A 23,903-nucleotide genomic window follows, 5' to 3' on the forward strand; every position below is an offset into this window, starting at 1 on the left:
AATTTATGATTCGCTTTTGTACGCGTAGTTATAGTAGCCGTATCCATAGCCGTATGAGTTAGATGCTTTTTTCTCAACTGCATTGAGAATCACACCTTTAACTTCAACGCCTGATTGCTCGAAGCGACCTTGCGCGACTTCAATCTCCTTCAAAGTCGTTTGATCAAAACGAGCGACCATCAGAGTTGTTCCTGCAAGCGCGCCAACAATGCTTGGGTCGGTAACTGCGAGTACAGGCGGCGTATCGATGATGACTAGATCGTATTGTGCAGACATCTCGTCAACAAAGCTCTTGAAGCGAGGGTGCATAAGAAGTTCTGACGGATTTGGTGGTACTTGGCCGCGAGTCACAACATCTAAATTATCAATGGATGTAGATTTAATGATGTTGCTAAGGGATGTCTTACCGCTCAAGTAATCAGAAAGACCGTTGTCCCAACGTAGACCGAAGCATTGCTGCAAATAACCTTTACGCATATCCGCATCAATAAGCAGCACTTTCTGACCGGTTTTCGCAGCGACGGCCGCAAAGTTGGTCGATACAAATGTTTTGCCGATAGATGGTGCAGGACCTGAAATCATAAGAACGTTATTCTTCGCTTCCATCATTGCAAAGTGCAAGCTAGTGCGAAGACTACGTAGAGCCTCAATGGAAAGATCGGCTGGGTTAGCTTCCGCTAGAAGGACTAGCTCATTGTTGCTGCCTTTGTTGCGCTTAAGCTTGTTTGCAAATTCCAGTTGTTGAATAGATTTTGGAACGCTTGCGTAAACTGGCATGCCAATCTGTTCTATTTGATCTGGTGTTTCCACACCACGGTGGAATGCTGCACGAATTAATACGAAAGCCACGCCTGCCATACCGCCAAGCAGTGTTGCTAGCACAACGATAAGCGCTTTTTTCGGCTTGATTGGCTTAGAGAAAGATTGAGCGTTATCTAAGATTCGAACGTTGCCAACTGTTCCGGCTTTAATAATGTTGAGCTCTTGAACCTTGTTCAATAGTTGGATGTAGATTTGTTGGTTTACTTCTACATCGCGTGTCATACGTAGAACTTCACGCTGTGTTTTCGGTAACTTTTGAACTTGTTTATTAAGACGTTCTTTCTCTTTTAGTAGTGTTTCACGTTTATCAAGTAGCGACTTATAAGCTGGGTGATCCTGTGTGAAGCGTTGGCTGATCTCACTTTCTTTGAATGTAAGCTCATTTAGCTGTGCTTCTAACTCAACCATTACTTTCAGCGTTGACTGAGCTTCAAGGCCTAAGTCGATAGATTCATTTTCTTGACGGAACCGATTTAAAACGTCTTCAGAAGCGGTCAGTTTTGTTTTGATGTCTGGGAGGTGACCTTTCAAGAACTCGAGGCTTTGCTCTGCCTCTGCAGAATTTCGTTGAACGTTTTGTAAGAAGTAGTTTTGGCTAATGTCGTTCAAGATATCTTGAATCTTAGCGCGGTCTTCACCAGAGAAGCTTAAAGATATAATCCCGGTTTGCTTACCACGTTCGTTAATCGATAAGTTTTCTTGAAGTTTATTAATTGCATCTAATTTACTGATTTTGCTGACCGTGAATGAGTCACCAGTTTGAGCCACAAGTTCAGTCGCCAAAAACTGGTATCCATTCTTCTCAAGCAGTTCACCAACTTTACCTTCTAAAATGACGTTATTGTCATCTTCTAAGAGCCTGAACGTCTGTTTTTCAGAATCAATAACTTCAAGAGTTAAAGGAACGCCAACTGCGTAAGAAGGAGCATTAAATCGTGAAACGCTCAGACTGATTTGCTCACCTTGTAGTCGAGCGAGGCCTTTACCAATAATTGGCATGTAGTTTGGAGAAACGACAGTCGTTAAGTTGAACTTATCAACAGTACCGCCCAAGATCATACGAGATTTGATGATCTCTATTTCTGTTGTCGCTGATGATTCTGCTGAAAACAGCTCTCCCATATCACCAACCATCGCTGAAATACCACCTGAACTCTTACTTTCGATTTGGATAAGAGCGTCAGCTTTATAGATAGGTGTTGATAGAATGGCAACGCCGACGCCTATAATTGAAAATAGGACTACGGTACATAGAATGAGCCATTTGGCATCGAGAATGATCCCAAATAACTTTCCCAAATCGATCTCATCGTCGGCTTGACGTGATTGCTTAATAGTTTGTGTTGTCATTACTTTAACTTCTTAAATACCTTGCCATTGGCGTTTATTTAGCCTTGCGGCTTATAGTTTTTGAGACCACGCTTTTGCTGCTTTTTCTATAAGCGTATATGCATGTTCGAAAGCTTCTCTACTTTGTCTGTATGGATCAGGGATGTTTTTTTCATTTATCCACTGTCCAAACAGCATCGTTTTACCTCGTGCCTCAGGAGCGATTTTGGTTAAGGCTTCTAAATGACCTTTTTCCATAACCAATATCAGATCGTATTGAGCGCAAAGCTCAGGTGTTAATTGTCGTGCTTCGTGTCCATCTAAGCTTACGCCATGTTCGTTCGCGATAGTGGTTGCCATCTCGTCAGCAGCTTTTCCCGTTAGATGGCTCTTATCTACTGCGATTCCTGCTGATGCGACATGTTTGTTTGGTAGTAAAGACTGCAAAAGCCGCTCTCCTGTTGGAGAGCGGCAAATATTACCGACACAGACGACAAGAATATTAGAAAACAAATGCTTACCCTACTTTAAGTTGTATGCTTATGATCTCAACTGAATTGCTGGCTTCTATATATTGCGCAATTGAGCTGAGTAGCTATCGATTACGTGCCGCAAGAGATAATTTTCTTGCGGCACGTTGTTTTACGGCCAAGTGCGTACTCGTAGTACACCTTCAGTTAGTTCATTAAAGCCGGAAATGGTTGGAACGAGCTGAGCAATCACACGATTCCAACGACTAACAGGTGCAGCCGTCACATAGACTATGTCGTAAGGGTTGAGATCAAACTCAGTACCAATCACCAAAGCAGAAGCGTCAGAAACATCTAGCTGATAAATGTCCGCCATTTTAGCTTCTTCTTTTGAACGTCTGATGACAAACACACCGGTAGCATCTGCGGAGATTTCACTGATACCACCAACGCTGCTAAGAGCCTCAGTAAGGCTCATGCCGCTACGATCAATTTTGAGTAATTTCGGATCGTTAACCTCGCCCATAACAAATACTTTTTGCGCATCGTTACGAGGAATATGAACAATATCGCCAGGCTTTAGAAGGCGGTTTTGAGTTAAATCGCCTTGTTGCATCAGAGCATACAAAGAGACATTTTCAACAACGCCATTGCGTGTCAGTGTCGCATTACGCCAATCAGCCTCGGCAGCCAGTCCGCCAGCTCTATTCACAGCATCTAGAAGTGTAAGGGGGATGTTTGTAATTGGTTGTTGTCCTGGCTTGTTAACTTCGCCAGTTACATAAGTCTTTTTAGAGCGAAATGCCGCAACGCTTACATCGACCTGTGGGCTCTCAATGTATTTTGCAAGGCGGCTTGCAATGTCTGCGCGAATCTGACGTACGTTTTTGCCTTCAACATGTACGACACCGATGTAAGGGTAGAAGATCGTGCCATCCGAATGCACCCAGTTACCCGCTTCGGCTGAGCTTCGGTATGAGCCCGCTGGGATCGTTAGCTCTGGGTGATCCCAAATAGTGATGTTTAAGATATCGCCAGGTCCTACTTCGTATTCATATTTTGCGATTTCAATATCTAACTCTGGGTTTGGTTTTGAAAAAGGGTCCACTGAATTTAAAGACGTTACGCGCTCCAAAGTTAAGGGATAAACGGTAACCTGAGACTCTATATCACTCGATTCAGTGCTCATGACTGTTTTGTCACTGACCGAAAGGTGGCTACCAGGCAAAGTACACCCTGTAAGAAGGATTGGAAGTACTGATATCCCCAAAAATTTATTAAATGTGTTCATTGGTTTATAACTACCGAAAGAAAGTTTGCCGACTGAAATTGATTCATTCTAATTGAACTGCGTTTCATCAATATTGACGATTTACTGCAGTTTTAAGCCTTTAGAAAGCGAGTCCATTCAGAATTATTTGTGTAATAAACACTCCAAATGGCTGCTAGCGACTTAGAGCTCTTAGTTTTATTAATGAAGGTGTGAAAATCCGACCCACAAAAAATAGTCAACTATTATCCATCTGGTTGCAATAAAGGCAACAAGTTACTCGAAAAAATACTGACGAATACATGACAAAATTGTGTCTATTTAGCGTTATTGAGATGAATGCATGATTTTGCACAAGCAAACAGGCAGTAATGTGAAAAAACTCATGCCAAAGTTGTATGCATCCTATTTACACTATATGCAACTGCCGTTATGCTTCGTGTTGCGGTCGGATATAACAACAAATATTGGAGCTAATTTTGAAAATCAAACTTTTAACGGCAAGTGTGGCTGCTGTTCTACTAGCAGGTTGTGGTAGTGACAGCGATCCTGAGGTAAAAACATACTCAGTACAGGCTTATGACCCAGCTGTTATCGGCATGGAAGTATCTTATGACTGTGGTGGAGACTTAAAAGGTCAGGCTGATGAGCTAACAACAAACTATGAAGGCATGGTTGGTAAAGCTCGCATCAGCCATATCGACGTAGTGAGTGCACCAGGTGAATGTACTTTCACATTGAAGCATACTGATAAGAGTGTAGATGCATCTAACGGAAAACCTATTACGTCTGATTACAAGATTCCTAAAGGTCTTGCCCAAGCTGACTCTTTAGTTACAGGTTCTCCATTTACAACGTTGGTAGCTAACTCTCTAGATGACGGAGAGGTATACTCATCAGATACTGCTGAAAAAGTATTTGCCAATTTAGGTATCGATATCAATGCAAGTGGTAAAACAGTTGACGAAATCCTTCGTGATACAGAGTCTGTAGTTGCTAACCTTCAAAGTGAAGGCGGCAATAGCGAACTTGCTACGAAGCTAGTTGCTACGGCAAATATCGTGTCTGATATCATTAAAGCGAACCCAACAGCTGCACCTGAAGCCGTAGCTGTAGCTGCAAAATCAATGGCAGAAGAAGTGATTGCGAAATACCCGCATTACCCTAAAGCAGGCGCGGATTCTGAAGAAGTGATTTACGTAGAAATCTCTGAAGAAGATACGAAGAACGTTGTTGAGCAGGTTGAAAAAGACATTGCTGCAGGTAAGCCTGTAGACCAAATCAAACCTACCGTTCCACCAGTTCCAGATGCGAAGCCTGGTAAGCCAGTTGATCCGGTTGCTCCACCATCAGGCGGTTCAGGCGGTAACTAAGCAAGTTTTTGCTGATAAATTCTAAAGGCCTCTTCAGAGGCCTTTTTTGATCCTATCGTATTGTAGTCATCACCTTTTAGTGAGCCCTTTTCTGTTTAAGTAAGGCAGGATGTGCGGACGTGATTCCCCAGCCAGTTTACTGGTGACTTCTTGCGACCAAGTACTCTGTTTTTGATTGCTCGAACGGTTTGCATAGTAGTTTTGCATAGTTTGGTCATACGTCTGAATATCATCCAAGCTTAGGTCTTGATACTGATTTTCATGCACCACGACATGCTTAGGTAGGCGAGGTTTTACTTCAGGGGCTTGATCTGGATGACCAAGACACATACCAAATAAAATGGCGGTATTTTTAGGTAAACCTAATAATTCGTCTACTTTTTGGGCATTGTTTCGTAAACCACCAATATACACACCTCCTAGTCCCATCGACTCCGCCGCAAGCAAGCAATTTTGTGCCATGATGCCCGAGTCTACAGCGCCTATTAGCGTTAACTCGGTAAAATCAGCTTGAACATCTGGGTTGATACTGGCGTGGCGTTGGTAATCAATGCAAAACACCAAAAACTCAGCCGCGCTTTCTACGTACCCTTGATTTCCGGCATATTGAGCTAATAGCGTACGTTTTTCTTTGTTGGTCACGCGGATAATTGAAACGACTTGCAACATGCTTGATGAGGACGCCGCAAGGCCGGCTTGAAGAATGGCATCTAATTGTTCACTCTCAATCGGTTGTGAGGTGAATTTTCGAATTGAGCGGTGATTGAGAATTGTTTGAATCGTGCTGTTCATGGTGACTTAACATCCCCTGTTACGTTAAAGGCTGAAGACTCACCTTAGCGACATTTGATGAGTCGGTAAACTATCTCAAAAGAAAAACAATGCTTGGTGCATAAGTGTGAAGACGAATCGAGAATACACCACTCGTTCTGTTTGAGAGCGTATATACTGTTTTTAGAATCAATAATTTAAATGCAGTGGAAAATATGAAAGAACTCATTGTTCATACAGTTACGGTGTTTATGGGCTTCTTTGCCATCATGAACCCTATCGCCAATATTCCCATCTTTTTGAGTTTAACTGCTGATGAAGATAAAGAAACCATCCGTTCCATTGCGCTTCGCTCGGTTTTTATTGCATTTATTATCATCGCGATATTTTCTATTGCCGGTAAGTTAATTTTTGATTTGTTTGGTATCACGCTTTATGCATTGCGAATAACAGGCGGTATTTTGGTGTTTTTGATAGGTTTTAACATGCTTCAAGGTGATTCGACGCATCAGAAAACCAAAGAGAAGGCGTATTCACCAGCTCAGCAACGGGCGGCATTGAGTATTGCAGTGTCTCCACTGGCGATGCCAATATTAGCTGGGCCTGGAACGATTGCTACCGCGATGAACTTTGCGACAGCGGGTGGTTTCGATCAAACCATTATTACTATCGTTTCTTTCGCTGTCCTCTGTGTGATCACCTATGTACTGTTTTTATTTGGAGACAAATTGGTCAAAGCGGTTGGACCAAGTGCTCTAAATGTTGTGACTAAAATGATGGGCTTAATTCTAGCGGTTATTGGTACTCAAATGTTCATTGATGGCGCGGGCGAAGCTTATAAAACGGTTTTCTCCTAGATTTCTCTTAGACCTTGCCACCTTGGTTAAGCCCGCAATTACATTTCTAACGGGTACGGATTTTTTGAACTTTAGTTTTCATTTTCTAAGAGAGAAATAAATAGACTTCACCTATTTCAATAATAAGAATATTCAATTGTTGTGATTGCACGAATTTCATTACTCTTTTGGCAAGGAGAATGGGGGAAATATGGCAACAAAAGCAATTGTAGTAGAAGGTGGCGCGATGCGAGGCGTCTTCGCAAGCGGAGTGTTAGATGCGTTTTTAGAGCAGAGTTATAAACCGTTTGATTTTGCAATCGGTGTATCTGCTGGTGCATCAAATTTGATTGGGTATTTGACCGACTACCCGCATCGCAGTATTAACGTCATTACTAAGCTGGCCACAAGCAAACGCTTTTTTGACCCGACTCGCTTCGTTAAAGGTGGGGACCTCATCGATGTGAAGTGGTTGTTTGAAGAATCTAATCGCTTGTATCCCGTCGATGAAAATAAACTGTTTAATGGCGTTCCTTTTCTCGCAGCGACAACAAATGTAGATACAGGGCAGGCAGATTATTACCGTGTGACACGTGATAATTTTCACCATGCGATTGAAGCGACAACAGCATTACCGATTGCCTACAAGCATACCCCTTGTTTTTCTGGCGGTTGTTATACCGATGGTGGGGTCGCTGATTCTATCCCAGTGCGTGAGGCTTATCGTCGAGGGGCTCGCGACATAACCGTAGTACTCTCTCACCCACTGAATTATGCCAAAAAGCCAGTTAAGACCACATGGCTGATGAAGAAACTTTTTGCGGAGCACCCCAAAATGGCGGATGCGATGTTAAGACGTGCAGATAACTATAATCAATCATTGGAGTTTATTCGTAACCCTCCACCAGGAACACATGTTAGGGTAATTGCCCCACCAGATAATTTTCATGTTCAGCGCTTATCAATGCGACAATCCGTTTTACTAGAAGGGTATGAAATGGGGCTGATTGAGGGGCGAGCGCATCTCTCTAGTTTATCCGGTGTTTATGGTTTAGACCGGGAAAATTGTCATTTTTGCGTTTGATTATAAAAGAGCCTCATAGTGAGGCTCTTTTGCGTAACGTTCAAAGGGTGATTTAGTTGACTTTATCCCAAGCCATCTCCCAGTGTGAACCTATTCCAGGCTCGTAATGGTTTGCGCTTTCTTTCCACTGCATACAGTAACCAGAGTATGGGAAAGGTTTACATTGATAAATGCCCCCGTCTCTGGCAAGCACTTTCGTGCCCGCAGTGTAGCTAGATAGTCCTTCAGGGAAGACAAAATCGTACTCACCAGATGGTGGTGGAGTAACTGACTCTTCTTTTAAGTGAAAGTCGAGTGTTTGCTGATCCACCAAGTTGCCATCTTTGTCCTTAATACGTGTCACGAGCATATGGTGACCCGGCTCTGATTTACTTAAAGCGAGCGATATCGCCTCTACCGAGCCGTCTTTCATTTCGTTTGCCCAACTTGCAAGTGGTTCGCGATGGTGATTGTAAACGGTGAGTTCTGCATTTAAATCGCCTTCAGCAGTTAGTGTCAGATCCAACGTTGTCGGTGTTGACTCAATGATATACTCGTCTGCTAAGCCATCTACTGTGAGTGAGTATTCTGGGACAGGAGTTTCAATGTTATAGCCGATCTCTACTCGCTCAAGGCCGCTATTTGCTTGCAGATACACCGGATTAGTACCATAAACAGGAGTGAATTCATCCTCTGCATACTGCCCGGCTTGCAGTTTTGCTTGTTCTTGGTTTAGCTTAGTCGCGAGTGCGTAAGACCAGTTTTTCGCTTGGCCCATTGCTGCATCGGTAATTTCTAGTTCAGTTCTATACGCCACGTTTTCACCTGCTTGATCAAATACGCGTGTATAAACCGAATCCCCAATATTTAAATCCATTGTAGGAATAATTTGACCGCCTTGCTTCCAATCTGGAATAACGGGACTGTCACCATCAAATTTCACATCGATCACGTTATAAAATGAGGCGGCAGTGTCGCCAACATCCCATACTGCCAGGATGACATGGTATCCCTCGCGAGTAGGCACATTACATTGATGGCTTACCTGTTTCGGGGGTTGAACCATATTGCCGTCGACGACACAGAAAGGAGTTAGATCAAAAGAGTCTCGTGATAGTGAAGCGTTTGGGTTCCAATCAGGCTTGGTGATGTAATATTTCCAGTCGCGCGTCACGTGGTTAGCGGTAAATGTCCATTCAAAAGTTTGTGTACCTGCTTGAATAGGGCGTCTTACCCAGCGGTCGGCAGTTTGCTCATCAAGGGCAGCTGCTAAAGCGGTTTCGGCACTCGCTATTTTACCATCGCGAGGCCCTGTTTCGGGAAAGCCATCAGGGCCTTCAACGCTTTGCGGTTCATATTGAATCGCACCGCAGTTATTATTTTTTTCGTTAGTATCTGGCGTTGGATACTTACATAGTGCCGAGCGACTTGCAGCGACACCACCATTGGTTTCTGATACATAACCGTGAGCCGCAGCACCTGAGCTAATGCTTGCAAGTGCTAACGCGAGTACGGATTTGGTTGGAAATGATTTCATCACATGTCCTCTGTTATGGCTGACAAACTAGTGTCACACCCCGGCACATGCTGAGCATAAAGCAACGCTACAGAAATTGGACTTCTGTAACACTGCGTCATGGTAACCCCGCTATCATGAGCATTCTTTTAGATTTTTAAATGCTGACAGACCGGAAGCTTTGCGTCCCACCCTTTCGAATGGTTTGCCGAAATGTGATTGAGCAGCCAAAATTTAGCTTAAGAATTTACATGTGGAAAAGTAAACGTCACTGACATGGAATCCTGTTCTCAAATTGAAAGATAATGATATCTTAACCTCGTCAATATTATGCAGTATCGTTTTGCAAGATATTGATTTTAATTTTGTTTTTATCTTTTTTATAGCCACAGTGAATGAATGGAGGTTTGTTGGGGATAAGTGGAGAGGAATCGTGCTAAGGGTGGAAGAAGTTCTGTCTAAAGGGCGGAGTGTCCCGCCCTTTGAATGGTGTTATTTCGGCATGATGACAGTATCAATCACGTGAATGACACCGTTTTTAGCTTTCACATCGGTTGCAATGACATTTGCATCGTTAACCATGACTTTATCGCCCATGGTTTTAATCATCACATCTTGCCCCTGAACCGTAGTCGCTTTGTCTAGCTTAACAACATCGGCAGCCATCACTTTCCCTGGGACGACGTGATAAGTCAAAACAGATACTAACTTGTCTTTGTTTTCCGGCATTAAGAGCATGTCGACTGTGCCGTCTGGCAGTTTTGCAAAAGCGTCATCCGTTGGTGCAAAAACAGTAAATGGGCCTTCCCCTTTGAGAGTGTCAACCAAGCCCGCTGCTTTCACCGCAGCAACAAGCGTATTGAAAGAGCCGTTTTCAGCGGCAACGTCGACAATATCGGCTTTCATCATGCCATGCTCATGAGCCTTGACGGGAAGCATAAAAGATAATGTCGCCATCAGTGTCGCCGCGATAACTAAGATACGTTTGAACATAGTGTGTTCCTTACTAGTTGAGGGTACAGCGGGTTCCCTTGAGTGTGTTTGCATTTGTACGCATCGTGATTGAAAGATGATCATCGCGTCCTACTTTCTTTTGAGGGCCTAACATGTCGCGCAAGAATTCGTCTGCCTTCTTGTTTCACATCGGCTCGTTTCCGCCACGCCCATAAGCGCTCTCTTGCTGCCTTAGCTGTGTTGTCTGGTGCGATAATAGGTGCAAGGTAACGGCTATCTGGCTGCAACTGATACATGACAGCTTCCATCTGGGTCATTGTCCAGGGCTCGAATAAAAGAGGGGGAGGAACCATTTGTAACTCAGGCACCCACTTGTAGATGAACGTACCGTTAGGATCATGTTCTTGGGCTTGCTTGATCGGATTATAAATACGGATTGTGTTAGTCCCGGTTACTCCTGCTTGCATTTGGAATTGTGGGTAATGAATTCCAGGCTCAAAGTCGAGAAATAGTTGCGCTAAATGCGTTACACCTACTCGCCAATCCATGTTCATGTGGTGAGTAAGAAAGCTAACCAGCATGGCACGCATGCGAAAGTTAATGTAACCAGTGTGGTGCAAACAGCGCATGCAGGCATCAATCAAAGGTACGCCAGTATGCCCGGATTTCCATGCTGCTAACTTTTCTTCATCGAAAGTACTACTTTGTTTAATCAATGGTTCGTAAGCCCGATTAACGCAGTAAAACTCCATGTCGTATTCCGATTCGAATTTTTGGATGAAGTGACAGTGCCAATGAAGCCGTGAAGACAATGCAATTAAGCTGCGACGAAACCCAGCGACTTGCCAGTGTTTCAAAAGGTATTGATAAACTTCACGCAAGGATATGTTACCCCAAGCGAGATATGGAGAAAGTCGAGTACAGGCTGTGCGTGAGGCTGTGGGACTAGAAATGCTTCGATAGTAATCACGACCTCGACGATGGAAAAAGTCCTCTAGTGTTTTCCAAGCGAGCCGGCTTCCTCCCGTTTGCATTCCTTTGCATTTTGATAGCCAGGATGATGGTGGCGAAAACGAACAGCCGAGAGCTTCTGCATCCAATGAATGCAATAAGTCGGTTTGGAGCTCAATAGGGCTTATTGAGGCTCTCATGACAGAGTCCCAATGTTTGTCCCAACCTTGCCGGTTTATTGCACCTCTGATTACAGCACCGTGTTCGAATTCAAACCAGTCGATGTTCTGCTCATACAGCCAAGCGGCAACTTGTCGGTCTCGTTCAAAGGTGCAGTTGAGTCCTATTTCTTGGTGAGAAAAAACAGCGTTGATTTGATATTGCGCTTGAATTGATTGGAAACATGCTAAGGCATCGTCAAACAGCACCGTGATTCGATGCCCATACGCTTTGAGCGTTTCATCCATGTCTTGCAGTGATTGCCAAACAAATCGCCAGTGGCGCTCAGAATAGTGTGGGTTGTTCAATAGCAATGGTTCAACAATATACAAAAGCACAGTTGGGTGCTTTGTTGATAATGCTTGAGTTAGTGGTTGATGGTCAGTCAGCCTTAAATCTCGCTTTAACCACACGACATTGATTGTTTGCATCGGAATCCTCTTTGTTTCCGATGTTGTACGCAAGTAAACCGAAGAAATCTCATCCAATGATCGGTTTTATTCTACAAAACGTAGAGGTAACTTTCAGGGAGGTGACACATGGCAATACCATTGAGTAAGTTACAAAAATACTTCTATGTAGACAAATTGGTCATTCATTCGCTTGATCTCGCATTGTACCAGGCATCTGTCGTGATTGATGGAGAAGCGCAATTTATCACTGATGACAACGGTATCTTTTTGAGGGCTCATTCCCTGATCGAGATGCAAAAGAAGTGCAGGAATATCAAAGCAAATAAGCAGGTTCTAGTGCATCAAAGTGCTTATGATGAAATGGTGGGGCTACCCGAAGGCAAAAGAGACAATCAACTAGAGGTATTGGTGAGGGATACAAAATTGTATTGAAAGAGTATTGGTGCGTAGTAAAAGCGAGCCACCTTACGGCAGCTCGCTAAATATAAGGAGAGTTGGGCTTAGTCTTGTTTACGCTGCGCTTCTTTTTGCGCGTACTTAGCGGCACGTCGGGCTTCTCTTTGCTTGGCACTTTCACCACCAACATGCTGCTCGCCTCGCTGCTCTGCAAGAACAACTTGTTTTTCACGCTCGCGGAATCGAGCAATTTGTTCTTCTGAGTGTGTGCCGTGACATTTTGGACAGCTCACGCCTTGCTCGAACAATTCTGACTGTTTGTCTTCTTCAGTGATTGGTAGACGACAAGCGTTACATAAATCGTAATCTGCTTTTTCTAGCTGGTGGTTCACGGCAACACGACCGTCAAATACGTAACAATCGCCTTCCCACATGCTCTCTTCTTGAGGAACTTCTTCAAGATATTTAAGAATGCCGCCTTCTAGGTGGTAGACCTCATCAAAGCCCTGTTCTTTCATGTAAGCCGTTGATTTTTCGCAGCGGATACCACCGGTACAGAACATCGCAACTTTCTTGTGTTTTGCCGGGTCCATGTTTTCTTTTACATAGTCTGGGAATTCACGAAAGGTTTCAGTATTTGGGTTTACAGCGCCTTTGAATGTCCCGATCTCGATTTCGTAATCATTACGTGTATCGACAACAAACACTTCAGGATCAGCAATAAGATCGTTCCACTCTTGAGGTTTCACGTAAGTACCCACTACGTGGCGAGGGTCTATACCTTCAACACCTAATGTTACGATCTCTTTTTTCAGTTTCACTTTGGTGCGATTGAATGGCTGGGTCTCAGAATACGACTCTTTGTATACGGTGCCAGTCAAACGAGGTTCGTTGTTTAGCCATTCCAGTAGCGTATCAATACCTGCACGATCAGATGCAACAGTACCGTTGATACCTTCACTTGCCAGTAGTAATGTTCCGCGAATATGGTGTTTTTCCATCAACGCAAGTAATGGCTCGCGTAGCTCTTGATAGTTATTCAGCTCAACAAACTTGTACAGCGCACAAACTACATACTGACTCATGAGGTTTCCTTTAAAAATACAGGTGGTCAACGACCTTAAAATTTTAGCGGCACGAAGTATACCTGACTAAACTAGTCGGAAATACGGACAAATTATACGGATATTATGAGTAGGCGGGGCCTGGCGGTCTTTGATAGGGGGAGCATGTCCGCAGGTGAAGCCGCTATGTGTTCAAATTATAAGCATTAATTATAGTGAGTTAGGTAGGTTGGAGCCGATACTTTTGGCTTAAATTTATGCTGTTATTCTGTTTTAGGCCCTTCAAAAAAGTTAGGCGCAAGAAGCACCAAATAATCACCGGAGTCATTGACAAGGAAAGGACATGTCGCAGTTTTATACATGAGGTGGTGAGGGATAAAGGTTTAGGGACAAAGAGTGAATGACTGATCGCCATTGTTCATAAACCGCTATAAAACGCCTTTTCACCACATACTGAAAAGGCGTTTTTCTAACGTCTGCCGTGCTTATTTCAACGTAGCTGCGGTCTGTTTTCCCATGGCAATGAGCCTGTCGAGAATACGTTTACCGTCGGCACGTAAACCGTTGTGCTCGTACTCATTGGTGATCCACGCTTTTGAGTTTGGTATAAACGCGAGCGTCTCTCGGCTGATATCCATTTCAACAAACATATCATCGGCGTAAACGGCGCAACTGACAGGCACTTTGTTTTGAGCCAATTGTGTTTGATCGTACAGCGCAGCCCAATCTTCTTTCGCGGCTAATATTTCTGCGGCGTCTTTTAGTGGTTTGAGGTTGACGTATTGGTCGAACATCCACGGGAAGACCATTTCCCCCGTAAAGTAAAATGGCTGGCCAGGTTCATAATTAAACTCTGGTCGGGTTTGGCGAACACGGTGCGCACTCCAATTCGACGCAAAGCCTTGGCAGTATATCGATTCATGCAAAATGGCGTAGATCGGGTTGGTTTGGAAGTTTTGCTGCGCCAACATATCGTTCAAGAACTCATAGCGAAGTTGTGGTTTGCCGTCCACTTCAATCAACGCGCTTTCTAGCCAATAGTAAGTCGGCAAGAAAGTATCACTCACACCAAAGTTGATGCCGATTTGTTGAAATTGCTCCACCGTGAAGCGTTGACCATTTGGTAGGTACTCTTCATTTTCCAGCAAGTGATTCGCAATGTTTTGGCAAAGTTGTTGCGCACTTGGAAATTGTTGGAAGAACGCTTGGTTTTTCTCCATGGTGCGTTTGAAGGTGGCTTCATACACATCGTCGGCATGACGCGAGACTGATGGCACGCCACCTGTGATGTAGCTTTGTAGCAAGCTGTCTGGGAACAAAGACAAATAGGTGAGGGAGCAAAACCCACCAAAGCTTTGACCTAAGATCGCCCATTTTTCGACGCCAAATTGCTCACGAATGTATTCCGCATCACGAACAATGTTGTCTGCGCGGAAGTGGCTCAAGTAGTCTGCTTGTTGCTGCGGTGTGAAATGAGCCAGAGTCTGATGATTAATCACCGAACTATTGCCCGTACCGCGCTGGTCGAGGAGCAAAACTCGGTACTCTTGCAGCGCGCGCTTTACCCAGCCGCTATGGCCGTTTTGACGCGGAGAGGGAAAGCCCGGCCCGCCCTGAAAGTAAACCAACCAAGGTTTGGTCGATTCTTCATCGCCGACTAGGCAAACCGCACGGGCGAAGACTTCAATGGTGCCTTTGCTCGCGTCTTGGTAATCCAGAGGAACGGTAAAACTGTGGGGAGTGTAATGCAATCCTGCGTCGATAAATGATTGAGCGTTCATTGTTATCTTTATTTCCTTATTGAGGGGTAGCGCTACTTTACTGCGAATGGCGCGAAGAACCAATGCTATTTCCCAATTGCCTCTTTAGTTCTATACCTTGGTCAAATCAATGTAAGTTCAAGAAAATGAAACGATTAGCGACTGGTGCAACTGGTTGAGTGAGCTATGCTCAATAGAGTTGCGACAAAGTAAGAGCATGGAGGAAGTCGGATGAAAGTGTCACTGGCTCGATGGACAATTGTGACTTGTTTAATAAGCGTACCTACTTTTGCCGTTGTTACGCCCAACCCACCTCAGTTACAGGCAAAAGGCTACGTATTAATGGACTTTCAATCCGGTGCCATTATTGCCGAGCATAATGGGCGAGCAGGCCTTGCTCCGGCGAGTTTAACCAAGTTGATGACCGCTTATGTAGTTGGACAAGAAATCAAAGCGGGGCGTTTGAAATGGGATGATGTTGTCACCGTGAGCGAAAACGCGTGGTCGGCCAAGTTTCCCGGTTCTTCTAAAATGTTCATCAAACCGAAAGATGAAATTAGTGTTGCGAACTTAATGCGCGGCGTGATCATCCAATCAGGAAATGACGCGTGCGTTGCACTGGCTGAGCACGTTGCAGGTAGTGAACGCGGCTTTGTCGCCTTGATGAATGGTTGGGCGGAGAAATTAGGACTGCAAGACACCTATTTTGTGAACTCCCATGGTCTTGATAGTGATGGCATCCAAACCTCACCAACCGATATGGCAAAACTCATGCAGTCGATCATCAGCGATGTTCCTGATGTGTATGCGCTATACAGCGAGAAAGTCTTCAAGTGGAACGACATTACGCAGTACAACCGCAATAAGTTGTTGTGGGACAATTCCATTGATGTCGACGGGGGCAAAACCGGCTACACCAGCAATGCCGGATACAGCTTGGTGAGCTCGGCCAAAGAAGGAAGAATGCGCCTTATCTCGGTGGTGATGGGTACGCCAAGTAAACAGGCTAGGATCAGCCAATCGAAGAATCTACTCAGCTATGGTTTTCGCTTTTATGACACCAAGCAAGTTGCTAAAAAGGGGGAAGTTGAGTCTAAAGTTCGCGTTTGGAAGGGAAATGCTAATCAAGTTGAAGCGATCTTCGCTAAAGATGCCTATCTCACTCTACCTCGTTCAATGACGGCTGGGCTTGATAAGAGTGTGGTGTTAAATGAACCGTTGATTGCGCCGATCGCGCAAGGAGATGAGATTGGTAAGGTCGTTTGGAAAAGCGATGACAGTACAGTGGCGAGTTATCCCTTGGTCAGCAGCCAAGCGGTAGAAGAGGGCTCGTGGTTCGGTCAGCTTTGGGACAGTCTGGTGCTGTGGGTGAAATCGTTCTTTAACTAGAATAAAAACGAGCAGAAGTGTCTTTCTGCATTCTTTTGTTGATGGCCGCCCAGCTAAACGCTGGGCGGTGTCTTTTTTAACGGTTTATTCCGACAAGGTGATGATTGGTAAATCGTCCCAAATCTTACTTTCATCCGATGCGCCACCGGAGAAGTTCCAAGGGCCTTTGTCTTGCTCTAGCGGACGGTAAGTTGCTGAAAGACCGTCTAAGTCCCAAGTCGTGACATAGAAACGGATACCATCGAGCGAATCTGGGCGGCCTAGTGCATCGCTAGCAAAGTCCATTGAAATGGTGTTGTTGGTTTTGTCTACTGTCACTGTTGGTGCTGGCGTTACGGCTTCTCCCCATGTCGTCGCATTTGCTCCTTTGGTGTTGTAAATCGAGCTTTGCCAGCCAAAAACAACCGCATTGCGACTCCAGGTTCCGCTTGGCATAGAAGCGTTGATCTTCGGTAGCTCAGACAAGTTGGTTGCGGCTTCTTCAGGTAAATCAATGAAGATGGTGAAACCTACGTGGTCGAAGCCGTTTGGTGGTAACCAAGTGTCGGTGATTTTGTCCATAGTGAAGGTCAAACGTACGTTACTGCCAACGGTAAACACTTCTGCTTTATTGATTGCGAGTTGGCTGTTGTCTTTGTCGAACGTTGGATCGGTTGGTAATGAGTAGTTGCCGTTTGGGCCGCCCACGCTGTCTTGTGCATCGCCCGCATCATCAATGGTGTCGTCCGGCGTGTTTGACCAGCTTAGGTTGGAGACAAAATTCACGTCCTCGATGCCTGCTTTTTTCTCGGTGGAATAAATCGCGAAGCGGTGCTGTTGCTCGCCAATCGCAAAATGACGAGTCGACAGCGTGACACTAAACTGACCATCAGCACCTACAGTAATGGTTTGCGCTGTTTCCAAGTTACCATCGACGACGAGGTTCAACTTCTCGTTGGCGTTCGCACTACCCGCGATAACAATATCACCAGTGATGGTTTGTCCTTCCCAATCTTGAGCAAGTCGGATATTGAGGTCTGGGGTCTCTACAGATTGATTGCTGCTTGTTTTTGAGTAAATCACTGCTGACTTGGCTGGCAATTCAAGGGTTACGTGACCATTTTCATCTGCGACTAACTGTTGTGGAGCTTCTGCCCAGTTCGACATGATTTGTTGTTGGAAGACGGTGCCGCCAACTTGTTCTACATCGAGTTGGTTCATCAACATCGGCGAGTTGGATGTATTCATCACAACCAAGACTTCGTCGTTATCCAACGTTCGAGTAAAGGCGAACACGCCCGCGCCCGCTTTATCGCTGCCAATCACTTTCATTTCGCCGCGTGTCATGACTTTGTTTTCAGTGCGTAGCTTGGCAAGTTCTTGAATAAACAAGTACATCTCACTGTTTTGGTCGAATGAGTCTACGTAGTTGCCATCTTCACGATACCCTCCGGCGAACATCGCATCACGCGCCGCTGACATCGCTTGCTCTGTACCTTGGTAAATCACAGGGATGCCCGGCACTGCCATCATTGTGATCAGAGCTTGCTTCATATCGTTGACACTGCCTTGCGATAGAAAACGTGGCATATCGTGGTTATCAATGAAGTTCGGCATGATGTATGGATTCGGGAACATGTCCATCATTTTCTCAAGACGGAAACGTAAATAGTCGGTCGGTTGCCCTGATGCAAATACGCGCGTCATGGTCGCTTGCAATGGGAAGTTCAGTACCGAGGTTAGCTGTTTCGGCGAGCCACTTTCACCGATGTAAGTCAGCATCTTCTCTTCGCCTTCGGTGTGGTAGGGCGCAGATGTTTCGAATACTTCACCAAAAGTGAGGAAGTTGTCACGACCAGTATCAACCGCTTGCGTCATCACACCATCGTCGGCGTGTAGGAAATCGTTCCAGAAATCGTGTTCAACAAACTTCACCGTATCGATACGGAATCCGTCGACGCCGACTTCGCGAATCCATTTTCGGTAGCTCTCTTTTAGATAAGCGCGTACTTCAGGATCGGACGTATTAAGGTCATCCAAATCAGAGAGCTGCCAGGTTTTTTCTTGTACCGGATCGTTGTGGTCGGTGATGGTTGGCGTCCAGTGGTAGCTGCCTGTGCCGTCTGTTTTACACTCGTTCATGTTGAGTGGGTACGGCAGTTCTTGCCCGGCGGGTAGTGCATTTTTTATCAAACGGAAACCTTGACAAGGTAGGCTTGGATCATAACTGTAAGGATCGTCGTAGGTAAAGAAGTTGCCTACATGGTTGGTCACGATGTCCTGAATTAAGAACATGTTACGCGCATGTACTTCGCGTGCTAACGCTTGGTAGCTTTCCATGTCACCAAAGTGTTCATCCACTTTTTTAAAATCGCGCGCCCAGTACCCGTGGTAGCCGCCGTAGTTTTGCTCAGCATCCCACCATTGGTTAGCAACTGGCGGAGTAATCCAGATCGATGTGGCACCGAGAGTTTCGATGTAGCTTAACTTATCACTCACGCCAACGAGGTCGCCGCCGCTGAACTTTTTATCCGACGTCGGATCGAATTCGTTTTGCCCTTGATCATTAAGAGCGCTGTCGCCGTCGTTAAAACGGTCGATCATCAAGAAGTAAATGATCTGGTCTTGCCAATCAGGAGATGCCACGTGGCTTCCTGTATCGGTTGGCGTAGTTTCATCGCTACCACAGCCAGAAAGAGCTAAGGCGATCGCTAAAGGTAGTATTTTTATTTTATTCATAGGGTTAGGTAAGTTTTCAAACACGGTTTTTGTCTCCGTTATGCAGCAATGCGGAAACGATAAATCAAAGGTTTGAAATTGAGAGTGTCATTTCACGCCAAAAAAGACGTGAAATGATGTCACGAAGAGACGATTTTGATCTGACCGACAGTTTTAATTGAGCGGTTGCACAATAGGATATTGTATCGGGTAATGATCTTTCGCGAGCTCGTTGTCGGATTCATCATAAAGGCGGAAACGGCACTGCTTTGCAGTTTGAGTGAGCGATAATTGCAGCACCCAACAAGCATAATGTAGCGAGTGTTGGGTCAAGCGCATTGCGTGAGGTGTGGGGTCATCATCGACGTAACAGTCAATCCTCGAAACGTTTTCAAGTCGGCATGCCAGTTCGATAAAGAGCGTGTATTGCGCCCCAATATTAATAAGCTGCCGAGTCGGGACAATGTATTCCGTTGCGCCAATTAAAAGCCCCTTAGAAACCACATAGTCACGCTGGTGGTTATTCTCAATGTAACGTTCCCCATCGACTTCATAACACAGGCGAAAGGTAAGGGGGTGCGCTACCGGAAGTTCGGTCGTTGCCCAGAGTTCGGTGCCATGACTTAAAAAACGCTCGAAGAAGGCGGGGTAGCGCCGCCATGCGCCATCACGGTCACGGCATTCTACCGAGACCACTTTTTCAAACGCAATATTGTCCACTTCCATCCAGATTTTGCCGACAGGTTGGTCGATGTGGTTATCGTCGAAGGTATTGGCTTTGGCGTAGTATAAGCGGATCGGTTGTTGATTTAGTTGAGTTCGGTTATCCAAACATTGTTGGCGATATTGCATGGGTGAAAACGGATACCAACGACGAAAAGTGCGGTGAAAGTTCGAAGGTTCTTCATAACCAAGTTGATAGGCGATTTGCTGCGTTGTGAGTTGGGTGTCGGCAAGCAAAGTGAGTGCTTGCTTTCTTTTAGCGAAATCAACGCATTGAGAGTAGCTCATTTGCTTCTCTTGCAGTCGACGTTGCAAGGTGCGTTTGGAGACGCCCAGTTGCCTTGCCGCTTGCTCTAACTTGAGCGCGTAATTGCTGTTTTTGATGAACAAGGCGTTCAAAACACTCAGCAATTCGGGTTGCTCAATTGGCTGGTGAGAAAGCAGCAAATAAATATGTTTCACCAGTTCAAACACGCTTGAACTCGTTTTAGAATCTCGCGTTTCCCCTAGAAAAATATCGGCCGCGAATGGATTGCTGGCTTGAACTTGTACTTGTATTGATTCGCTTAGCTCAAGCATCTCCAACTGCATTCTGAGCAAGCCAAACACCGACTCCGCCCAATTTGGCATATCGCCCGTTCTGCATTCTACTTGCAGATGGATTTGGGCATCACCATGTTGAAATGTGACGTACAAACGGCGGTCGAATAATGAGACACTTTTACTCCACCAAAGCAGCCCTTCTTGGAGGTTAGGCGCTTCTTTCAACATCATACATTGCAAGGCCACCAACTTCTCAATGTGCCAATATTCGCCAGCAATTCGAAGGTGATTGTGACCGAGCTTTTTGCACAGAAAGGATGTAATAATGTTATCTTGAGGCAGCATGAGTTGAGTTTGGTTGCGAGCAAACATGCATTATTGCTGAAAAGATGAAGAAGTTCAGTGAGAACGCTCAAAGCCTTTCTTATCGTTTTATTTTCAAATTTATTTTGAAAATGTTTTTAATCGAAATCGGTTTTTCCCTTTATCTCATGAGGTTATGCTGTTACACAGCTTAAATTCATTAATTGGAGAACCTCATGGATATCGTACAAGCTGCAAAATCTCGATACTCAACGAAAGTGTTTGACCCAACGCGCAAGCTATCTCAAGAAAAAATCGATGCAGTTAAAGAGCTGATTCGTTTTAGTCCATCGAGTGTGAACTCTCAACCTTGGCATTTCATTCTGGCAAGCACAGAAGAAGGCAAACAGCGCATCGCTAAAGCGGCGCAAGAGAACTACGCATTTAACGCGGCGAAGATTCTCAACGCTTCTCACGTATTGGTGTTTTGTGCGAAAACAGGCATTGATAACGACTACATTGAAGCGCTAATGGTGCAAGAAGAAAAAGATGGTCGATTCCCAACTGAAGAAGCGAAAGCGGCTGTACGCGGTGGTCGTAGCTACTTTGTGAACATGCACCGTTTTGATCTGAAAGATGCAAACCATTGGATGGAGAAACAAGTTTACCTCAACGTGGGTACGTTGCTGTTGGGTGCTTCGACGTTAGAAATCGATGCAGTACCAATTGAAGGGTTTGATCCAAAAGTGCTGGATGAAGAATTTGGCTTGCGTGAAAAAGGTTATACCAGTGTTGTGATCGTGCCGCTTGGCTACCACGCGGAAGATGACTTCAACGCGAAAACGCCAAAGTCTCGCTGGGACGCAGAAACCGTATTCACCGAGATCTAATTCGAGCTTACTTGCAGGTGACGTAGAACCTTGTAATCAATATATAAATCGCAAAAGAGTGATAAAACGATGATCCACTTAGTCGCAGAAGTGAAAGCCTATCCAGATAGTAAGGATCAGGTGGTGAATTTGCTTGCTGGTTTACTAGAGCCAACTCGCAAAGAAGAAGGCTGTTGCCAATACGAGTTGTATCTCGACGAAAAAGTTGATGGCCTATTTATGTTCCAAGAAATCTGGGCATCGCAAGAGGCCTTGGATAAGCATTTGCAAAGCCCGCATATGGCGACGTTTCTTGAAACATTGGAAGAGAATGATTGGGTTGAATATACCCAGATTCGTCCTCTTCGATTTATCGCCTAATGACAGAAGGTTGCCAGCACGTTGGCGCGTTGCTGGCAGCATTTTTGTTGGATAAAGTCGCGGAAAGTCCGAATCGTTGGCGTCAATAATCGACGATCGGCACATACCATGTAGAGCGGCACTGGGCCGCAATCCCACTCTGGTAACACTCGTACCAATCTTCCCTCGATTAAGTCTCGGCTAATGTCCATCAATGATTTATTCGCAATGCCTTTGCCTTTGATCGCTAACCGGTGTGGCAAGTCACTATCGTTGCTCAACAAGTTACCGCTGACCACGATTTGTTCTTTCTCGCTGCCACGAGTGAGCGTCCATTTGTTGTAGACCGAATCCGCGACCATGTAGCACAAGCAGTTGTGTTGCGTTAAATCGGCAGGAGAGGCGAGTTCTGGATGTGTAGCTACGTACTCTGGCGATGCACATAATATCCGTTCGTTTGACCCACACAATGCCAATACGACCAGATTGGAGTCGGCCGGTTCGCCGTAGCGAATCGCAATATCGACAGGCTTGGTATACATATCCGTCAAGCTATCGGACAGCTCTAGTTTAATGGAAACATTTGGGTAGAGATCGATGAACTCATCCACCCAATCGAGCAACATATTGCGACCAAAATCGGAGGGTGCAGTAATGTGCAGCTGACCAGATAACTCGCCACGCGCGCTTGAGATCTGATCCAACCCCTCTTGCAATGTTGCCAACGCTTGCATGGTTTTGTCTAAAAACAGTTCGCCCTCTGAGGTTAAACGCAGGCTTCGGGTGGAACGCACAAACAACGGGAAACCGATTTGCCCTTCAAGACGCTTAATCGATGCGCTAATGGCGGCAGGTGTCATGTCCATGCTGTTAGCGGCTTTTGAAAAGCTGCCTTGGCGCGCGGTTTCGACAAAAATATTGAGGTCGTTGAGGGCTTTCATAATGAAAAAGGCTTTTAAGAAGTTTGGGCTACTATAGGGGAGAGTCGTAGGCCAATTCAAGGTTAAAACATTAGGTTGCACGGCGAGTTTGAGTTAGATTAGCGCGCAACTTCACTTTACCGGATCAATAGCATGAGCCAACAGCAGCCGAATAACCCACTTCACGGGTTGAGTTTAGAGAAAATCGTCACCCGACTAGTTGAACACTTTGGTTGGAATGGCATGTATGAGCGCGTTCGTGTGAACTGTTTCAAGAAAGATCCTTCAATCAAATCGTCGCTGAAGTTCCTGCGCAAAACGCAATGGGCCAGAGATAAGGTGGAAGCGCTGTACATCGAGACATTCTGCTAACCGCTCTATGGTCTGCAGCAAGCGGTAAGTAGATTCTTAGTCTCGCTTTGGCTCGCTAGAATGACGCAGCTTTTCTTATCGCGTAGGCTGGAAGAGTCGCGCTGCTGATGCGTCTCAAGCGAGATTTCGGATGGTCACTTAGGCTTATCTGGAATCGCTTTTTAGATGGTTTTGTAGAGCTCAGAGCCAAACTCGAACTGTTATTCTGAACCGAGAGGAACGAGCGTGATTCAGAATTTACCCTCAGATTGTATTGAGTTTATTCATGGCTCTATGGTCTGTAGCAAGCGGTAAGTAGATTCTTAGTCTCGCTTTGGCTCGCTAGAATGACGCCACTTTTCTTATCGCGTAGGCTAGAAGAGTCGCTCTGCTGTTATGTTTAAAGCGTGATTCAGAATCTACCCTCAGATTGTATTGAGTTTATTCATGGCTCTATGGTCTGTAGCAAGCGGCAAGTAGATTCTTAGTCTCGCTTTGGCTCGCTAGAATGACGCAGCTTTTCTTATCGCGTAGGCTGGAA

At 45.2% G+C, this 23,903-nt stretch carries 20 protein-coding genes and 1 riboswitch; of the genes, 8 read left to right on the forward strand and 12 right to left on the reverse strand.

The genetic code is table 11. The features are described from left to right. Positions 1 to 3: 3 nt before the first annotated feature. From R7Q47_RS01260 to R7Q47_RS01270, 3 genes are all read right to left on the reverse strand, one after another. On the reverse strand, positions 4 to 2,172 hold the full coding sequence (locus R7Q47_RS01260) for a polysaccharide biosynthesis tyrosine autokinase (RefSeq protein WP_318088561.1): 2,169 nt from the start codon (positions 2,170 to 2,172) through the stop codon (positions 4 to 6). Positions 2,173 to 2,223: 51 nt separating this feature from the next. Then, the gene (locus R7Q47_RS01265) at positions 2,224 to 2,664 is read right to left on the reverse strand and encodes a phosphotyrosine protein phosphatase (RefSeq protein ID WP_085569411.1); all 441 of its coding nucleotides are present in this window, start codon (positions 2,662 to 2,664) and stop codon (positions 2,224 to 2,226) included. Between the two features lie 129 nt (positions 2,665 to 2,793). Next, positions 2,794 to 3,912: a polysaccharide export protein gene (locus R7Q47_RS01270; RefSeq protein WP_017820139.1), complete on the reverse strand. Its 1,119-nt coding sequence runs from the start codon at positions 3,910 to 3,912 to the stop codon at positions 2,794 to 2,796. Between the two features lie 458 nt (positions 3,913 to 4,370). Here R7Q47_RS01270 and R7Q47_RS01275 point away from each other — a divergent pair, with 458 nt between their 5' ends. Then, a complete protein-coding gene (locus tag R7Q47_RS01275; protein WP_047102404.1) occupies positions 4,371 to 5,264 on the forward strand; it encodes a hypothetical protein in 894 nt (297 codons plus the stop codon). Between the two features lie 69 nt (positions 5,265 to 5,333). On the opposite strand, the gene nfsA is transcribed toward R7Q47_RS01275, so the two are convergent. Next, entirely contained in the window at positions 5,334 to 6,056 is a 723-nt protein-coding gene (nfsA, locus tag R7Q47_RS01280) for an oxygen-insensitive NADPH nitroreductase (protein ID WP_154204038.1), read from the reverse strand. 194 nt (positions 6,057 to 6,250) lie between these two features. Between nfsA and R7Q47_RS01285 the strand changes: the two genes are divergently transcribed. Next, complete coding sequence (locus R7Q47_RS01285) at positions 6,251 to 6,892, forward strand: MarC family protein (protein ID WP_005374889.1); 642 nt, start codon at positions 6,251 to 6,253, stop codon at positions 6,890 to 6,892. A gap of 190 nt (positions 6,893 to 7,082) precedes the next feature. Further along, complete coding sequence (locus R7Q47_RS01290; RefSeq protein ID WP_130545730.1) at positions 7,083 to 7,955, forward strand: patatin family protein; 873 nt, start codon at positions 7,083 to 7,085, stop codon at positions 7,953 to 7,955. Between the two features lie 52 nt (positions 7,956 to 8,007). On the opposite strand, the gene gbpA is transcribed toward R7Q47_RS01290, so the two are convergent. The 3 genes from gbpA to R7Q47_RS01305 form a co-directional block, all read right to left on the reverse strand. Continuing rightward, positions 8,008 to 9,471, reverse strand: coding sequence for an N-acetylglucosamine-binding protein GbpA (gbpA, locus tag R7Q47_RS01295; protein WP_154204037.1), 1,464 nt, complete (start codon positions 9,469 to 9,471; stop codon positions 8,008 to 8,010). 98 nt (positions 9,472 to 9,569) lie between these two features. Continuing rightward, a riboswitch (cyclic di-GMP riboswitch) is annotated at positions 9,570 to 9,670 on the reverse strand. A gap of 272 nt (positions 9,671 to 9,942) precedes the next feature. Next, positions 9,943 to 10,443 carry a fasciclin domain-containing protein gene (locus tag R7Q47_RS01300; protein WP_005384595.1) on the reverse strand — a complete coding sequence of 167 codons (501 nt, stop codon included), beginning with the start codon at positions 10,441 to 10,443 and terminating at the stop codon, positions 9,943 to 9,945. Positions 10,444 to 10,523: 80 nt separating this feature from the next. After that, the gene (locus R7Q47_RS01305) at positions 10,524 to 12,005 is read right to left on the reverse strand and encodes a cryptochrome/deoxyribodipyrimidine photo-lyase family protein (RefSeq protein WP_258635377.1); all 1,482 of its coding nucleotides are present in this window, start codon (positions 12,003 to 12,005) and stop codon (positions 10,524 to 10,526) included. 108 nt (positions 12,006 to 12,113) lie between these two features. On the opposite strand from R7Q47_RS01305, the gene R7Q47_RS01310 reads away from it, so the two are divergent. Next, complete coding sequence (locus tag R7Q47_RS01310; protein WP_005374898.1) at positions 12,114 to 12,419, forward strand: DUF6482 family protein; 306 nt, start codon at positions 12,114 to 12,116, stop codon at positions 12,417 to 12,419. Positions 12,420 to 12,487: 68 nt separating this feature from the next. Here the strand turns inward: R7Q47_RS01310 and R7Q47_RS01315 are convergent, their stop codons facing one another. Together R7Q47_RS01315 and R7Q47_RS01320 are read right to left on the reverse strand one after the other, a co-directional pair. Continuing rightward, complete coding sequence (locus R7Q47_RS01315) at positions 12,488 to 13,468, reverse strand: rhodanese-related sulfurtransferase (protein ID WP_005374899.1); 981 nt, start codon at positions 13,466 to 13,468, stop codon at positions 12,488 to 12,490. 464 nt (positions 13,469 to 13,932) lie between these two features. Then, positions 13,933 to 15,228: an alpha/beta fold hydrolase gene (locus R7Q47_RS01320; RefSeq protein ID WP_248486123.1), complete on the reverse strand. Its 1,296-nt coding sequence runs from the start codon at positions 15,226 to 15,228 to the stop codon at positions 13,933 to 13,935. Between the two features lie 210 nt (positions 15,229 to 15,438). On the opposite strand from R7Q47_RS01320, the gene R7Q47_RS01325 reads away from it, so the two are divergent. Beyond that, positions 15,439 to 16,596 (forward strand): D-alanyl-D-alanine carboxypeptidase family protein, encoded by a 1,158-nt coding sequence (locus R7Q47_RS01325; RefSeq protein ID WP_248486125.1) that lies wholly within the window; start codon positions 15,439 to 15,441, stop codon positions 16,594 to 16,596. Between the two features lie 84 nt (positions 16,597 to 16,680). Here R7Q47_RS01325 and R7Q47_RS01330 read toward each other — a convergent pair whose 3' ends face one another. After that, positions 16,681 to 19,338 carry an alpha-amylase family glycosyl hydrolase gene (locus tag R7Q47_RS01330; protein WP_248486127.1) on the reverse strand — a complete coding sequence of 886 codons (2,658 nt, stop codon included), beginning with the start codon at positions 19,336 to 19,338 and terminating at the stop codon, positions 16,681 to 16,683. A gap of 129 nt (positions 19,339 to 19,467) precedes the next feature. Beyond that, positions 19,468 to 20,931: a helix-turn-helix domain-containing protein gene (locus R7Q47_RS01335; protein ID WP_005384589.1), complete on the reverse strand. Its 1,464-nt coding sequence runs from the start codon at positions 20,929 to 20,931 to the stop codon at positions 19,468 to 19,470. 167 nt (positions 20,932 to 21,098) lie between these two features. Between R7Q47_RS01335 and R7Q47_RS01340 the strand changes: the two genes are divergently transcribed. Both R7Q47_RS01340 and R7Q47_RS01345 read left to right on the forward strand, forming a co-directional pair. Continuing rightward, positions 21,099 to 21,752 (forward strand): oxygen-insensitive NAD(P)H-dependent nitroreductase NfsB, encoded by a 654-nt coding sequence (locus tag R7Q47_RS01340; RefSeq protein ID WP_005384588.1) that lies wholly within the window; start codon positions 21,099 to 21,101, stop codon positions 21,750 to 21,752. A gap of 69 nt (positions 21,753 to 21,821) precedes the next feature. Then, positions 21,822 to 22,112, forward strand: coding sequence for a putative quinol monooxygenase (locus R7Q47_RS01345; RefSeq protein WP_005374925.1), 291 nt, complete (start codon positions 21,822 to 21,824; stop codon positions 22,110 to 22,112). Here the strand turns inward: R7Q47_RS01345 and R7Q47_RS01350 are convergent. Next, a complete protein-coding gene (locus R7Q47_RS01350) occupies positions 22,109 to 23,032 on the reverse strand; it encodes a LysR family transcriptional regulator (protein WP_031780900.1) in 924 nt (307 codons plus the stop codon). The genes R7Q47_RS01345 and R7Q47_RS01350 overlap by 4 nt on opposite strands. 132 nt (positions 23,033 to 23,164) lie before the next feature. Here R7Q47_RS01350 and R7Q47_RS01355 point away from each other — a divergent pair, with 132 nt between their 5' ends. Then, positions 23,165 to 23,383 carry a VF530 family DNA-binding protein gene (locus R7Q47_RS01355; RefSeq protein ID WP_005374929.1) on the forward strand — a complete coding sequence of 73 codons (219 nt, stop codon included), beginning with the start codon at positions 23,165 to 23,167 and terminating at the stop codon, positions 23,381 to 23,383. The last annotated feature ends 520 nt before the right edge of the window (positions 23,384 to 23,903 follow it).

The sequence above is a fragment of the Vibrio sp. Vb0349 genome (assembly GCF_033338975.1).